At 57.7% G+C, this 14,771-nt stretch carries 13 protein-coding genes; 1 reads left to right on the forward strand and 12 read right to left on the reverse strand.

Going from position 1 to position 14,771, the window contains the following annotated elements:
• The 11 genes from IF809_RS22925 to IF809_RS22975 form a co-directional block, all read right to left on the reverse strand.
• The coding region (locus IF809_RS22925; protein ID WP_462838612.1) for a HisA/HisF-related TIM barrel protein at positions 1-262 on the reverse strand (262 nt) is incomplete at its 3' end.
• Positions 259-1,443 (reverse strand): N-acetyl sugar amidotransferase, encoded by a 1,185-nt coding sequence (locus IF809_RS22930; RefSeq protein ID WP_462838613.1) that lies wholly within the window; start codon positions 1,441-1,443, stop codon positions 259-261. The genes IF809_RS22930 and IF809_RS22925, both read right to left, overlap by 4 nt.
• Positions 1,444-1,465: 22 nt before the next feature.
• Positions 1,466-2,167 carry an acylneuraminate cytidylyltransferase family protein gene (locus IF809_RS22935; RefSeq protein WP_462838614.1) on the reverse strand — a complete coding sequence of 234 codons (702 nt, stop codon included), beginning with the start codon at positions 2,165-2,167 and terminating at the stop codon, positions 1,466-1,468.
• A complete protein-coding gene (locus tag IF809_RS22940) occupies positions 2,164-3,213 on the reverse strand; it encodes a nucleotidyltransferase family protein (RefSeq protein ID WP_462838615.1) in 1,050 nt (349 codons plus the stop codon). The genes IF809_RS22935 and IF809_RS22940 overlap by 4 nt, the downstream gene beginning before the upstream one ends.
• Positions 3,210-3,857, reverse strand: coding sequence for an acetyltransferase (locus IF809_RS22945; protein ID WP_462838616.1), 648 nt, complete (start codon positions 3,855-3,857; stop codon positions 3,210-3,212). Before IF809_RS22945 ends, IF809_RS22940 begins: the two co-directional genes overlap by 4 nt.
• Positions 3,854-4,930 (reverse strand): N-acetylneuraminate synthase, encoded by a 1,077-nt coding sequence (gene neuB, locus IF809_RS22950; protein WP_462838617.1) that lies wholly within the window; start codon positions 4,928-4,930, stop codon positions 3,854-3,856. Before neuB ends, IF809_RS22945 begins: the two co-directional genes overlap by 4 nt.
• Positions 4,923-6,095 (reverse strand): UDP-N-acetylglucosamine 2-epimerase, encoded by a 1,173-nt coding sequence (neuC, locus tag IF809_RS22955; protein ID WP_462838618.1) that lies wholly within the window; start codon positions 6,093-6,095, stop codon positions 4,923-4,925. The genes neuB and neuC overlap by 8 nt, the downstream gene beginning before the upstream one ends.
• A complete protein-coding gene (locus tag IF809_RS22960) occupies positions 6,092-7,294 on the reverse strand; it encodes a LegC family aminotransferase (protein WP_462838619.1) in 1,203 nt (400 codons plus the stop codon). Before IF809_RS22960 ends, neuC begins: the two co-directional genes overlap by 4 nt.
• Before the next feature lie 12 nt (positions 7,295-7,306).
• Positions 7,307-8,317: an NAD-dependent 4,6-dehydratase LegB gene (locus tag IF809_RS22965; protein ID WP_462838620.1), complete on the reverse strand. Its 1,011-nt coding sequence runs from the start codon at positions 8,315-8,317 to the stop codon at positions 7,307-7,309.
• Positions 8,318-8,484: 167 nt separating this feature from the next.
• A complete protein-coding gene (gene nusG, locus IF809_RS22970) occupies positions 8,485-8,994 on the reverse strand; it encodes a transcription termination/antitermination protein NusG (protein WP_462838621.1) in 510 nt (169 codons plus the stop codon).
• Positions 8,991-9,638: a winged helix-turn-helix transcriptional regulator gene (locus IF809_RS22975; RefSeq protein ID WP_462838622.1), complete on the reverse strand. Its 648-nt coding sequence runs from the start codon at positions 9,636-9,638 to the stop codon at positions 8,991-8,993. The genes nusG and IF809_RS22975 overlap by 4 nt, the downstream gene beginning before the upstream one ends.
• Before the next feature lie 185 nt (positions 9,639-9,823).
• Between IF809_RS22975 and IF809_RS22980 the strand changes: the two genes are divergently transcribed.
• Positions 9,824-11,863 (forward strand): acyltransferase family protein, encoded by a 2,040-nt coding sequence (locus tag IF809_RS22980; RefSeq protein WP_462838623.1) that lies wholly within the window; start codon positions 9,824-9,826, stop codon positions 11,861-11,863.
• Positions 11,864-12,269: 406 nt separating this feature from the next.
• Here IF809_RS22980 and IF809_RS22985 read toward each other — a convergent pair whose 3' ends face one another.
• Complete coding sequence (locus IF809_RS22985; protein WP_462838624.1) at positions 12,270-14,618, reverse strand: NF038122 family metalloprotease; 2,349 nt, start codon at positions 14,616-14,618, stop codon at positions 12,270-12,272.
• Between the last annotated feature and the right edge of the window lie 153 nt (positions 14,619-14,771).

Raw genomic sequence — 14,771 nt, forward strand, 5'->3', positions numbered from 1 at the left:
CATCAACGGACCGGATCCCCCCCGTTACCGTAAGGGGAACAAAGATGTCGCGCGCTGCGCGGGCGACGATATCATGCAGGTTATTTCGGCCGTAGAGGCTTGCCACCACATCGACATAAAGCAGTTCATCCGCGCCCTGCTCGTAGTAGCGCCGAGCGAACACCTGAGGATCGCCGACCACGCGCAGGCCCTCCAAATGCACGCCCTTGATCAGATTGGGTCCCTTGATGTCGAGGCGCGGAATCAGCCTGATGCGCTTCATGCCGTTTCAGCCGCCGTGCTTTCCTGTTCGAGCCAGACCGGCTGCTTGAGCTCCCATCCATTACTGACTTTGCGCCAGAGATGATCCGACCGCCAGGAGTCTAGGATTTCATGAAATTCCTCACTGCTAATCCCACTATAGTCGAGAAAGTCGTGAAAGTGTTTCTGCGGGAACTCGCCGTCGTAGCGCTTGACAAGTGCAACACCCTCCTCCCGAGTGATCTTGCCGTCGCGAATTTCATGAGCGGCGTCCGATGTTGTGCGGCCAATGCCGAACTTGACGTAGGCAAGATAGTAGTGAAAGCCGTCAATGCGATCATCCAGGCTCGCATACTTCGAATAGGTTCCCTCCGAGCGCTCGGTGTTCGGCTCGAAGCCGGTGTGCTCGCGGCAATAGTAGAAGTTCTCTTGCGGATCCCAGAACTTGTAGTACCCGAAGAAATGTATTTCGGTGTGGTTATTCATGATCGACTCATAGTCGGGCGACATGAACGGCTTAAGATCAGCTGCGGTGACACCGTGCGTGGTCCAGAACTCAGGCGGTAGGCCCGAGAAATAATGTTTGTCGTGATCGGCGATTTCTCGCGTCGGTCGAAAGGCGTTCTTCATATCGCCACCGTACTCGACCTCACCGTTCTCGCCGTACATAATCAGCGGAATCCGATGCTTGACGGCGATCTGAAGAGGGAAGTTGGTCTGCCCGTAGATGAACGGCTGGAACGGATCCCCAAGGTGCCGGAACGCGAGCCGCGTCAGCTTTCGTGTTGTCTGCCCATTCGGCGTGCCTAATATGTTATCGAAACCAGCGCGGATGAAGGCGTCGAGATTTCTCCGTCCGATCTCCGTTGGCAGCAACGGGGCCCAGGTCACGGTGAGCGGGTTCATGCCATACTTGTATTTGAGCTGGTGGGCAACAAAACTTCCGTCCTTTCCGCCGCTGCAGGGAACGATGACGTCGAACTCACCGTCGCTGCGACGAAACCGATTGCAAAGATCGATAAGCTCGCGCTCGCGCTCCGCCCAATCGATCTTTTCGCGCTTGAACCTAGCAAAGTTGCAGGCCGAGCAGACCCCATGTTCGTCGAAACTGATGCGCGGCCGCTGGTTTGAAACGGTGCAAAGCTTGCAAAACCGCACCTTGGGCGACAGATTGTACTTGGTTAGGACATCTTGCTTTTGCATCTTGATCTACCTCGATCCGGCATCACGGGACGTTGCGAGCATTTTCCGCGATCCGTAGCACCCGTTCGAAATCTTCGGCGGTATCGATATCGAGCGAGCGATCGGCTGGCATTGGATATCCAACAGTTGCGGATGAAAGGAACGTCTGACTCTTAAGAAACCAGCTGCAATCGGCGACATAGACAGCTCCATTCAAGGACCATGCCGTCGGCAGGTCTTGTCGCCGCAACGGCATGTCGCCAGGCGGCTCGGCGAACCGCGCGAGCCGGCCGCTGTCATCCAGGCGAAATATCCAATACGGATGAATCTCCGCTTCGCAGATCGTTACGCAAGCGGGCGCGCGGCTTGATACCAGCCGCTCGATGGCCCCATCAATATCGGCTACGGTGCGGAGCGGCGACGTTGGCTGCAGCAGGACCACAATATCGTACCCCGGCAGACGATTTAGCGCATCCACAACCACGTCGATTGAGCTCGCTTCATCGCTCGCCAGCTCATCGTCCCGACGAAACGGCACCTCGCAGCCGGCGCTCGCCGCGATTCGCATGATCGCGGGGTCGTCAGATGACAATACCAATCGATCGATATAGCGCGATTGTCGCGCGGCATCGATGCTCCATTGCAGCAGCGGACGTCCACCCACAGTGAGAATATTCTTGCCAGGCAGCCCCTTCGAACCGCCCCTCGCGGGGATCAGGCCAAGCACTCTCCGGTGCTCGATCATCTGAATATCTCCGCAAAATCGAGATTGGCACGTTCGTAATCGGCCATCCGTCCGATATCGAGCCAGTACCCGTCGATATGGTGGCAGCGCGTCCGCAGATTGCGCTGCATAACAAGCTCGAACAGCGCAGGCATGTCGACCGGCTGCTCCTTGGGAATGAGTTTCAGCACCTCGGGCGACAGCACATAAATGCCAGCACTTACGACGAAGCGCTGGATCGGCTTCTCGTCGATCGCTTCGATGCCGCCCTCGCCTTCTCTCACAACACCGAATGGAACTTGCATCTCATAGTTCCGAACGGCCATCGTGGCATGCGCCTTCGCCTCTACATGGCGATCGAGCATGTTGCCGTAATCTTCCTTCGTCAGCAGATCGGCGTTGGTGACGATCATGGGCAACGTTGGAGTATCAGCGAGCAGGCTGAGGGCCCCAGCCGTTCCCATGGGCTTCCGCTCGCGAAGATAGCTGATCTCGACATCGAAAGCCGAACCGTCACCGAAATGCTGCTCGATCTGCTCGGCCTTGTAATTTACCGCGAGATGAATCTTGCTGAAGCCTTGCATCGCAAGACTCATGACGATTGTCTCGAGTAGCGGCCGTGATCCGACCCTCAGCATGGGTTTCGGCGTATCCTGCGTCAGTTCCGCGAGCCGCACTCCGCGCCCGCCGGCCATGATGACGACTGGATTGTCGCGGAGCGGCGTTGCCAGCAGATCGTCAACGGTTTCAAGGCCGACGACCGTGCCTGCAGCGTCAACTACCGGCATCTGATACAGACCGAGCTTGCGCATCCGGGCAAGGATCACGTCCTGCCGCTCGCCGACATCGGCTGTCTTAGGGCCGACATGCATGGCGGAGGTTACGGGTTCAGTGAGCGTTAGGCCTCGTAGCAACCCGCGGCGAATGTCGCCGTCGCTCAACGAACCCAGCAGGCGTCGAGTCTCATCGACCACTAGCACCATCCTGGTCCCAGCTTTATCGATCATCTCAAGAGCATCGTGCAATGGCGCGCTCGGAGCAATCAATACGCGTTCCCAGCTCTTCATGATCGACTTTCCACGCGGCGTGCCGGCGCACCGAGCAAGGTCCCATTGCCTTCGAAATGCCGGACCACTACAGCACCCGCCCCAACCAGCGTATTCGGACCAAGTCGAACGCCTTGCTTAACGACAGCTCCGGCTCCGATATGGCTTCCCGAACCAATCTCGACCTCGCCGCACACAACCGCGCCTGGTGCGATATGAGCAAAGCAGCCGATGTCGCAGTGATGCTCTATCACCGCGCGGGTGTTGACGATCACGCCGGCGTGGACGACGGCGCCGATCTGGATGACGCTGCCAGCAAGTAGTTGCGCGCCGCCCGAGATTGTGGCTCCTCGCGATACGATCGCCGATGGGTGGCGCACAGTCGCAAAGCGCCAACCGAGTTGCTCGATTCTCATTTGCACCTGTCGTCGCTGTTCGTTGCTGCCGACACCGCCTACTCCGTTCGCTACAACGACGCTCCCCGGGGAGTGGTTTGCGAGCACCTGCTCGTCGGCGCCCAAGATACCGAGACCGAGAGAGCTGTCGACGCACCGTCGCGAATCGCGGTCGGTGAAGCCAAGCACCTGGATACCCGATTCTAGCAACGCATCTGCGATCACTGAACCATGCCCGCCAGCTCCAATGATGATGACGGGTTGGTTCATGGCTCGATCTGTTCGTCGGGATCGTAGTCACGGGTGGCGCGACGTCCGATCAGGTTCCATGCCTCCATTGGCGAGAGGCCGTCGCCCGGTCGCTTCGCCGAAATCATCTCCGCCGCAAAGACCTCGCCTTGGGCGATCCGGCGGGCCGCGACCAAGCTTCGGCGAGCGACCGATCTGTTGCGCAGCTCAGCCGCGACCGGCCCTTTGATTGCACTGCCGAGAGCACGCTCGATATTACGGATGCCGGAGACCATTCGCTTGAGGTCGGCGGGCTCAAGCGAAGCCGCGTGATCCGGGCCCGGCAACGTACGATCCAGAGTGAAGTGCTTTTCGATTACTTTTGCTCCGCGCGCAACCGCCGCGAGCGAAACCTCTATGCCCATGGTGTGATCGGAATATCCGACCGGCAACCCAAAGGCGCAGGCCATCGTATCCATCGCACGCAAGTTCACAATATCGGGCTCGGCTGGATATTCCGTAACGCAATGCAAAAGAGTTACGTTACTGCGAAGCGCGTCTCGGCCCGCTGCGCTTAGATAGGCCAATTGGAAATCAGCCCTGCGGGTCGGGGGCCGATGCATGGTGAGTCCGAACGCTACAACTCCCAGAGCCTCTTCGATTTCGCCGAGGGTCGCCATTCCAGTTGACATGATCAGCTTGCGACGCAATCGCGCTGCACTCAGCAGCAGATCCGCACTTGTGAGATCGCCGGACGGGATCTTAATAGCCGGCACGTTGAACCCTTCGAGCATGAGGAGGCTCTCCACATCGAATGCGGTCGACATGAATGCGATTCCCTTTTGCCGGCAGCGCTCCACTATTCGCCGGTGATCATCGGCCGACAATTCGAGCTCGCGCAGCATTTCGAGCTGAGAATTCGATTCGCCCGTGTTGGTGCGTTGATAGTCTGCCTTGGCCGCCCTTGCGGTCGCGAGCTTGTCGGCTCTGAAGGTCTGGAACTTGACGGCATCTGCTCCGGCATCAGCTGCCACATCGACAAGCTGCAACGCACGATCGATCGCTCCATTGTGATTGACGCCAGCCTCCGCAATGATCCAGACAGATTCACTCAACGGACGGCCCCGTCATGTTAAAGGACTTTCGCAGCAGTTTGGCACGACCCGGCAGCGAGCGCAGCGCATCTAGAATGCGACTTGACGAGTGACCGTCCCCATAGGGATTGAGTGTGTCGCGGCAGTCGAGCGTGATTGCACGATTGATCGTTTGTCGAATCGCCTCCGGCTCCCCGGCACAATGGAGGACCGATGAGGCCGCGAGTCGGCCCTTCTGGCGATCCCCAATATCGACGGTTGCGATGCCAAGCGAAGGAGCTTCGTAAAGACCGCTCGACGAGTTGCCGACGACTGCCGTCGCATGTGCCATCAGGCTGAGATACGGCAATTGCCCTAGCGAGGTAAAGACCTTTGCCCGATAGCCATTGGCGGCGGCCCATGCATCCAACGCCAATGCCATCGCCCGTCCTCCCGCGTCGGCGTTCGGTCTGGTGAACCACAGCCGGATCGAAGGGTCGAGATCGTCCAGCGCCGCCAGCAAGGCGCGGAATTCGGCCGCTCCTTGGTCATCATGCAGCGTGACGGGATGAAAGGTGATTAGCAGATTTCGCTCACCAAGTTGCGCCTCGAGTACACCTTCGAGCGCCTCCCTATCGAGCAACGGTCGCCGCCGCAGATGGTCGAGCCCGGGGCTGCCGACATTGAAGATCCGTTCGGGAGCCTCACCGAGCTGACGCACACGACGGGCCGCGAGCTCGTTCGTGACAAAATGAACGTGGGCCATCTTGGTGATGGCGTGGCGCATCGACTCGTCGATCGCTCCCTCCGTCGTGTCCCCGCCGGCTATGTGCGCGATTGGAATGCCGAGGAAAAGGCAAGCCTGAGCGGCGGCCAAGATCTCGAAACGATCTCCGAGCATGACCACGATGTCCGGTTTGAGGAGTTCCAAGGCATCCGACATTCCGATCACCCCAAGGCCGACCGATTTCGCGATTGCCATGGGCGTGTCGCCGGACAGCAGCATGTCGACGCGCCGAGCGATCTCAAAGCCGTCTTTTTCGATCTCCCGCACCGTGTTTCCGAACTCCGGAGCCAGGTGCATGCCGGTTACAACAAGTTGCAAGTCGAAATCAGCGTCGGCACGAATGTCGCTCAGCAGCCAGAACAGCAGACCGTATTCGGCCCGGCTGCCCGTTATTACGCCAATGCGTCGGCTTATGCTCACGCGCCAAGCTTTGCGCTGGAGGGAAGATTGATCAGGCGCGCCTCCATCGCCTCGGCCAACGCGAGATCCATCCGCGGACAGGCTCGGAACATCGGTAACTTGTGCATGAGCGTCCAGAGCGGCCGGGAGCCGTAACCGCTCTCGTTAAGGGCGCCGAGCACATCATCGCGGCAGGGGCTGATTCGCTTGTCGAGCACGATCGCATTGAGCCAATAATTGCTTGACGTACCGGGTGGCTCTCGCAGGAACCGGACGCCCTCCACATCGGCGAACGCCTTTTCATAACACGCGGCGAGATTCCTTTTTTGCTGCAACATCGTGGGCAGCCGCTCGAACTGCGCACATCCTAGAGCCGCGTTGATGTTAGGCATCCGGTAGTTGTAGCCGATCTCATCATGTTCAAAATTCCATCGATGGGCAACGCGCGCCGTCGTAGTCAGGTGCTTGGCTCGCTTGCCAAGCACTGGATCGTTGGTAAGGATCGCCCCGCCGCCGCCTGTCGTCACGATCTTATTGCCATTGAAACTAAGCGCGGCTATCCGACCGAAGTTCCCGGTGTGGCGGCCGTCATAATAGGACCCAAGCGATTCAGCGGCATCCTCGATCAGCACAAGATTCCAACGCCGCGCGAGCTCGGTCAACCCCTCGATGTCCGCTGGATGGCCAAACACATGCATAACGACCAGCGCGCGAATCGGAGCACCGGTCAGCCGGTTCATACATACTCCGTCCCTCACATGCGCGATCACTCGCAAATGGGCTTCCAGCTTTTCCGCATCCACACCGAGCGAGACCTCCTCGCTGTCCACGAAATGCGGCGCGGCTTGCGCATAGGCGATCGCATTGGCGGTGGCGACAAAGGTCAAAGTCGGCACCAGCACTTCATCGCCAGCGACAACGCCCGCCAGCAGCAGGCAAATGTGCAGCGCGGATGTTCCGTTGGACGTCGCAATTGCATGACCACAGCCGGTGAAATCGGAAATTTGACCCTCAAAGCGATCGACATACGAACCTACGGACGAAACCCAACCCGTGTCGATACAGTCCTTGACGTAATTCCATTCCTGGCCGGCAAAGTCGGGCTCATGTAGTGCAATCGGCGCTTTGGCCTCGCCGAGCAGTCCGCGCACACTGGCGACGATGGTCGATTTCAGGTCATGGCTGGCTGCTAAGGGCTCACGGATCATCGCGTCGGCCATCGCTTTCTTACGTCAAATGTTGTAGATGCCGGTGCGGTAGTGACGCAGGTTTTTGGGATCGCAGAACCAGGGGATGGTCTCCGCAAGGCCACGCCGAAAGCCGTCATGGCCCGCATATTCCGGAATCCACCCCGTAACTTCGCGCGCGAGGCTATTGTCCGCCCACAGGCGTTCCACTTCGCTGTCGATCGGCCGCAGCCGCTGTTCGTCCAGCGTAAATTCGACGTCCCGCCCCATCTGCTCCGCGATGAGCTTGGCCGTATCGCCGATCGAAATTTCGAAGTTGCTTCCGATGTTGATGACCTCGCCGAGCGCGCGATCGCATTCGGCGACCGCGACAAAGCCGCGGACCGTATCCTGCACGTAATTAAAGTCGCGCGTTGGTTTGAGCGCCCCGAGCTTGATCTGCCGAGCGCCCGAAGCAATTTGGGTAACTATGGTTGGGATCACCGCGCGCGCCGACTGCCGTGGTCCATAGGTGTTGAAGGGGCGTATGATTGTAACCGGCGTTCCGAATGAGAGAAAGAAGCTGAGCGCCAAATGATCCGCACCGATTTTGGTCGCCGAATACGGCGACTGCCCCTGCAGTGGATGCTGCTCGGTGATAGGGACAAAACGAGCCGTGCCATAAACCTCGCTGGTGGAAGTGTGGACAACGCGTTCCACGCCGAGGTCGCGCGCAGCCTGCATCACGTTCAGGGTACCCTTCACGTTTGTGTCCACATACGCATCCGGCGAGTGATACGAATACGGGATCGCGATCAGCGCAGCGAGATGCAGAACAACATCGCAGCCGCGCATCGCAGTACGCACGCCGTTGGGATCGCGAATATCGCCCGCGAACACATCGATCTGCTCTTGGATCCCTCGGTCTAAATCGTCGATCCAGCCGCGTGAGTTGAAGCTGTTGTAGAGGACTAGCGCTCGAACCTCGGCACCAAGTGACACAAGTCGCTCCGTCAGGTGCGAGCCGATGAAGCCGTCTGCACCCGTGACAAGAACCTTCTTGCCTTCCAATTTCACCAGAACACCTTACAGTTTTATTTGGATTGTCGGACGATGAAAGTGCGCCTGCAGAGAACGATCAAGGTCGCGACCCCTGCCATTTTGGCAAGCTACCGCACTTCGGGTGAAACGGAGGCAATCCGCTATCACACGTTAGTTCATTCAGAGCGAAACCAAAGCGGAGATCAAACCGCTTCGATCACGCCGATATTCATTATCACCCGAACCTTGCGGCCGAGCAGATCGAGCAAAACAGCGACGCGCTCTCGGTCGCTCATGCCCTCGAATACACCGAGATGTTCGGAGAAAGCACCGCCGGCAACACGAATCTTGTCCCCGGGCTGAAAACTGGGACGATCCAGCTGGATTAAGCCACGATCATCCTGGCGAGCGCGCAAGCTTCCGATGACATCGCTCGCAAGCGGCACGGGCCGATCGCCCTGACGGATAAGCTCGACGACGCCGAGCGTGGAACGGATCACTCTCCATTGCTGGGCCATCAGGTCGAGGGCCACGAACAGATAGCGCGGGAAGAGCGGCGCAGCAACCAAATCAACCTTTCCGGCATGACTGCGGCGCTTGAGATATTGCGGTAGATAAACCTCGAAGCCCTGACGATTCAGATTCGCCACTGCCCGTCGCTCCGAATTCGGCTGCGTTTGAACGACAAACCATTGCTGTTTGGGCGCCGTCATCGCCGCTCGCTATTCTTCATTACGCCAAGAAGGCGCGGAACTAGTGTGCGCTGCTCACCATGGCGTGACCGAGCACGATCCCAGCTGCCATAGCTGTCATCGAGGTCCGTAATCGCCACCGCATCAAAACTCTTTGTCACCTCGTCGAAGGAGGCCACGACCGGAACTCCGAGGAAGCTTTCAGATTCCCTCTTCGCGTCAATTAGCGCCACGATCTCGATCTGGCACTCAATTGCGCAGATGACCGCTATTTCCGCCAAGTCCGAGCGCCCAACCAGAACCACTGAATTGAAACCGGCTGCCCGGCCGGCCTCGAACATCACGATACAGTCGGCCTTCGCCTCCCGAAAGAAACTGAATGAGGAAGCGAGATAGCTAACTGTCAGGCGAGACTTTTCAGCGAAGCCCTTAGGAGTGAGGTAGTAAGCGTAGCGCCTCGCAGGAACGTTCTGGACTTTGACCAGCCCCTTGCTGATACAACGTCTGAGGTAGGCGTTGACGAGACCTAATGCGACGCCAAGCTCTGCCGCTAATCGACGCTGGGATCGACCGCCATCCCGTTCAACAGATTTCAGGAGCTCAAGGATAATCCCGCTATCCACCTCCCGATCGTGCAGAGTCCCCGGCACCGTTGTCCTACCCACGATTCATATCCGCTCAATACCGCGTTCACGCCATGAACGTCAACCGATTTTTGTTCACGAGATGAACGCTAATAAAGTTCCGAGACAATCACAAACGCCGCCTGCCTCAATAGTGTGGTTCCAACAATTCGCAGGGCTTTGACCAGGTGCTACAAGGCATCGTTCGCTGACTTTAACGAGGCAAAATGGCAGACACTCATGCCAATATCGCGTATCGGCCTGAAATCGATGGACTTCGCGCGCTTGCGGTCTTTTCGGTCATTTTCTTCCACGCGCACTTGAAGTTCTACGGATTTGAACCCTTCGTCGGCGGCTATCTTGGAGTCGACATTTTTTTTGTAATCTCCGGCTACCTCATCGGCGGAATTATTTTCGACGGACTTGGCAGCCATTCGTTTTCGCTCGCGCGCTTCTATGAACGACGCGCGAGACGCATTCTCCCAGCGTTGCTCCTCGTAATCATGGCGAGCATCACGATCGGCCTGCTTGTGATGACTCCCGAGCCGCTGACCGACTTCGGCCGCAGCATCATTGCAGTGATCTTCTTTGTCGCAAATGATTATTTCTATTTCCGTGAGGACTACTTCGCCGAATCCAGCGACACCACACCCCTGCTGCATACATGGTCGCTCTCGGTCGAAGAACAATTCTATCTGCTGTTTCCCCTGATCGCGATGGCAATTTGGAAACGAGCGCCCCGCTTTCTCACGCCACTTCTGATCTTTGCGATCGCAATCTCATTCTGTTCGGCGATCTACAACAATCGTTCCGATCCTTCAGCAGCCTTTTATTTCTTCCATAATAGGGCATGGGAACTGCTGACGGGATGCCTTCTCGCGCGGTTGGAACGCCGCGATAATGCAATCTATATCGAATCGGCGGCCGCTCTGTTGCCTGCGGTTGGAATAGCTCTTGTCGCCATTGCGGTTTGTCTCGTTAAAGTACACGAGACCTCGGTTGGCTGGAACACAGCGCTAGCTGTTTGCGGCTCCGCTTTGATTATCCGGTTCGGCCGCGGCTGTGACCCCGTGTCCCGCTTCCTAGCAACGCGGCCGATGGTCGGCATGGGCCTAATTTCTTATTCCCTATATCTGTGGCACCAACCAGTATTCTCCTTCGCCCGGCTTTATCTCGTTAATGCACCCGACACGCCTACCATGCTTGGCCTCGTCTCGTCGTGCATCCTGCTCTCTTATCTGAGCTGGCGATTCGTGGAATTGCCCTTCCGTCATCGACAGACCATCAGCTTATCGATGCTCGTTCGTTGTCTTTCTTCTGCCTCCGCAGTACTGCTCATTTTCGTTGGATTTAACGAATTCACCGGCGGAATTCCACGACGCTTTCCGGCCGACCAACTCACGCTGCTTGCGCTAAAACCAGAGCGTGCGACGGCTGTGATCGACGGTAGAAACTGCCGGCGGCAGAGCATCGAAGATGCATGCATCATCGGACGGGCTGACAGCGAACCGACTTTTGCCGTGCTAGGCGATAGCCATGCAGAGACCTTGACAGGCCCTCTGAGCGACGCGATGAAGGACCTGTCACTTGCGGCTTTCGTTTATACTTATCCCGGTTGCCCCTTCATCGCAGGCGTCGAGCTTTCTGAAAGCAAAACCCCATGCGCTGCGTTTGAGGAAAGCGTCTTTATGGCGCTGCGCAGCCATCATATCATGAATGTTATAATCAACGATCGTAGCAATGCTTACATTGCTGGCACAACCTTCGACAATGGAGAAGGCGGAGTAGAACCCGGACCGCTAGCAGCAATCCGACCGGTAGGCTTCAAAGGAACCGACGCCGAACGTGCGACCGCTTCAGCGACTGCGTTGCGCACGACCTTGGTGCGTCTCTTAGAAATGGGCGTTACGGTATACTACGTGCTGCCTGTACCCGAGGTCGGGTGGCACGTGCCGCGCACCTTAGTCAAATTAATTTCCCAAAATCGGCTACCCTTAACGACAAGTTTGCCGAAGTATTGGGAACGAAATCGGCGCGTTCAGCAAATCGTGCAAGGCTTGGAGGGTACTCCACGATTTGTACCTATCTATCCAGATAAGGTCTTCTGCAGCCGCGAAACCGGCCGATGCTATACTCACAGCAAAGACGCCGTTTTCTACACTGATACCGATCATCTTAGTCGCGAGGGTGCAGAGAAACTGGTCTCTGTTATCGTTTCAGAAATCAAACGCCGCCTTAGTGAATCGCCAGCCTTGAGCAAAGACTAGTCTCATGCAGAGATTGGGTTAGATGTAATCTTATCGCTCCGCCGGCGCAGACGTGACGAAAGTGTAACCCTTTCGCGCGGGCGACAGCGAGCCCCGGCTCTCAAGCAGCCGTAAGAGTCGGGTTTCGCATACGGCGAGGCATCTCCGTGTGGTGGCTGGCGATCCAAAACTCTGTTCTCGCTTTGGATCGGGATCATCGCCTGCGCAGAACCTCAATAACCCGCTGCCGCGCCGTTCGCGTTGCGCAGGAGGCGAAGACGCAACTTGCGACGTTCTGATCGATGCCGGCGCCGGTACGACCTCCAGAGCGGGCACGGTATCTCCCCCTCAGACAGTACTAGCGCGGCTTACTCAAGATAAGAGCTTGGTAGGAAGACAACTAGCGTGCTGTAGTTGCGCTACCCGATCATAGTAGATGAAAGTCGCTAAGATGATGCATCAGCTGACTAGCGAAGTCTTGTGGGGAGGTGTGAGCAGCATCAAGAAACACCGTAGGCGCCGGAGGTGAGACACTGAAGTGAACCGGCGCACTCCAAAAGCTTCCATCGTTCGCAACTGCCCAGATATCATGCGAGGAGTTGACAGACCCAATCGTTACCTGCGCAAACTGCGCGGGCGTCAGATTCACGGGCGACGGGGCCGACAACGGAGTGCCGCTGAGTAGCAGCGCATTCGAGCCGTCGCTGGACACGTCCTGAATGCGCCATGTCGCGGCCGGCAAATTGGCCGGATCACTGTAGGCGAAGTGGGTTGAAAGTGGCACAGGAGACCAGTTCGACGTCTCCTGCAAATTCGAAGCCACCAGCACCGGAGGACCGACGGCTGCGGGTGCAAAGGGAGAAACAGTGAAATGGACAGGCGAGCTCCAATAAGTCCCGTCATTCGCGACCGCCCAAATGTCGTGCGAGGAACTAACTGAGCTAATGGTAATCTGATTGAACTGAGCGGGCGTCAGATTCACAGGCGACGAGGCCGACAAGGGAGAGCCGTTCAGTAGCAGCGCATTCGAGCCGTCGCTGGACACGTCCTGAATGCGCCATGTCGCCGCCGGCAAATTGGCCGGATCACTGTAGGCGAAGTGGGTTGAAAGTGGCACAGGAGACCAGTTCGAGGTCTCCTGCAAATTCGAAGCCACCAGCACCGGAGGACCGACGGCTGCGGGTGCAAAGGGGGAAACAGTGAAATGGACAGGCGAGCTCCAATAAGTCCCGTCATTCGCGACCGCCCAAATGTCGTGCGAGGAAGTAACTGAGCTAATGGTAATCTGATTGAACTGAGCGGGCGTCAGATTCACAGGCGACGAGGCCGACAAGGGAGAGCCGTTCAGTAGCAGCGCATTCGAGCCGTCGCTGGACACGTCCTGGATCCGCCATGTCTCGACCGGCAAATTGGCGGGATCACTGTAGGCGAAGTGGGTTGAAAGTGGCACAGGAGACCAGTTCAAGGTCTCCTGCAAATTCGAAGCCACGACCACCGGAGGGCCGACGGCTGCGGATGCAAAGGGATAAACAGTGAAATGGACGGGCGAGCTCCAATAAGTCCCATCACTAGCAACCGCCCAGATGTCGTGCGAGGAACTAACTGAGCTAATGGTAATCTGATTGAACTGAGCGGGCGTCAGATTCACCGGCGACGAGGCCGACAACGGAGTGCCGTTGAGTAGCAGCGCATTTGAGCCGTCGCTGGATACGTCCTGGATACGCCATGTCGCGGCCGGCAAATTGGCGGGATCGCGGTACGCGAAGTGAGTTGAAAGTGGCACAGGAGACCAATTCGATGTTTCCTGTAAGTTCGAAGCCACTACCACGGGAGGGCCCGAAGCAGGCGCACTCAAGTGGAACCCCAATGCATTCAGCTGAGCTTTGTCTACGGAAGAAAGAGCCTGGGACGTGCCGCTCGTATAGTATTCGTTGAAGGGATCGGTGGGCCCTTGCACACCACTGTTGAGGAAGTCGCTTGGATCGGAACTCTGGCCGTAGTCGGCGAGCTTGGTATTGCCCCCGTCTAGCGAGAAGTAAGCGGCGGGCGCGGTCTGGGCGCCTGAAAATAGGCGTACGCCCGGGCTCGTGAAACGGTAGAAATCGAAGACGTCCGGGGCCGATCCGTAGGGCACGCGACCTAGTGCATGCGTGAGCTCGTGGAGCGCGACACCAACCAGCAGGTTTGAATTGATGTCAGTCGAAAAATTTGCGCTGGCATCGTCCGTCGTGGTGTCGTTGGCCCCGATGGCACCCCAGAGCTTAAGCTGAGCGTTCCAGACCGCAACGTTCGTCTGTCCCTGAATAGTCGAACCGATGGGCAGGCTATTAAACGTGGCGTCCCCGGCGCTGGCGTTGTTGATCAGTTCCGAGCGGACCCAAGAATAGTTCTCGTAGGACCCGGAATCTGGGCCGGCCGCAGCCCCGCCCCCGGTTCCGCTATAGTCGATCTTAATGTTAACGGTGATCTTGTCTGTGATGTTGGCGGCAAGGATAGCGATCGCTTGTTGCAGACCGTTCTTGAAGCTGGTCGGCGCAGCCTGCGCCGCGGCGTCGAGGACTAGATTGATCGTGATGCCGCCTGAGCTGACGGACATTACCGAGCCGAACGTCGAGCCGCCGGTCGAGGTCCCTCCCGAAGCCGCCGATATGTAACTCCCTTGGATGTTGTTACCTGCGACCGTGTAGAATGGGTCGTCGGAGAGCAGGTCTTCCTGGGTAGATCTCGATCTCATCGTCTTGGTCTCAACTTCAGGCTCGCCATACCGGCTCTGCATAATCACCCATCGGGCCCAGCGATTCGCCCCCGGCCAGGACTAGCTCAGACTATTGTGCGCCGTCATGTTAATTTGTCGTTTCAGGCAAGGCTTAAAGAAGGCCTGCCCCGGGAACCCTCGGCTTAGATATCCCGCTCCGTTGGAAGGTTTCGG

The sequence above is a fragment of the Bradyrhizobium sp. UFLA06-24 genome (assembly GCF_054967145.1).

Bases quoted from the DNA above. Each gene is read 5' to 3' on its own strand.
- IF809_RS22930 (WP_462838613.1), bottom strand. From the start codon at position 1,443: ATGCAAAAGCAAGATGTCCTAACCAAGTACAATCTGTCGCCCAAGGTG.
- IF809_RS22935 (WP_462838614.1), bottom strand. From the start codon at position 2,167: ATGATCGAGCACCGGAGAGTGCTTGGCCTGATCCCCGCGAGGGGCGGT.
- IF809_RS22940 (WP_462838615.1), bottom strand. From the start codon at position 3,213: ATGAAGAGCTGGGAACGCGTATTGATTGCTCCGAGCGCGCCATTGCAC.
- IF809_RS22945 (WP_462838616.1), bottom strand. From the start codon at position 3,857: ATGAACCAACCCGTCATCATCATTGGAGCTGGCGGGCATGGTTCAGTG.
- IF809_RS22960 (WP_462838619.1), bottom strand. From the start codon at position 7,294: ATGGCCGACGCGATGATCCGTGAGCCCTTAGCAGCCAGCCATGACCTG.
- nusG (WP_462838621.1), bottom strand. From the start codon at position 8,994: ATGACGGCGCCCAAACAGCAATGGTTTGTCGTTCAAACGCAGCCGAAT.
- IF809_RS22980 (WP_462838623.1), top strand. From the start codon at position 9,824: ATGGCAGACACTCATGCCAATATCGCGTATCGGCCTGAAATCGATGGA.
- IF809_RS22985 (WP_462838624.1), bottom strand. From the start codon at position 14,618: ATGCAGAGCCGGTATGGCGAGCCTGAAGTTGAGACCAAGACGATGAGA.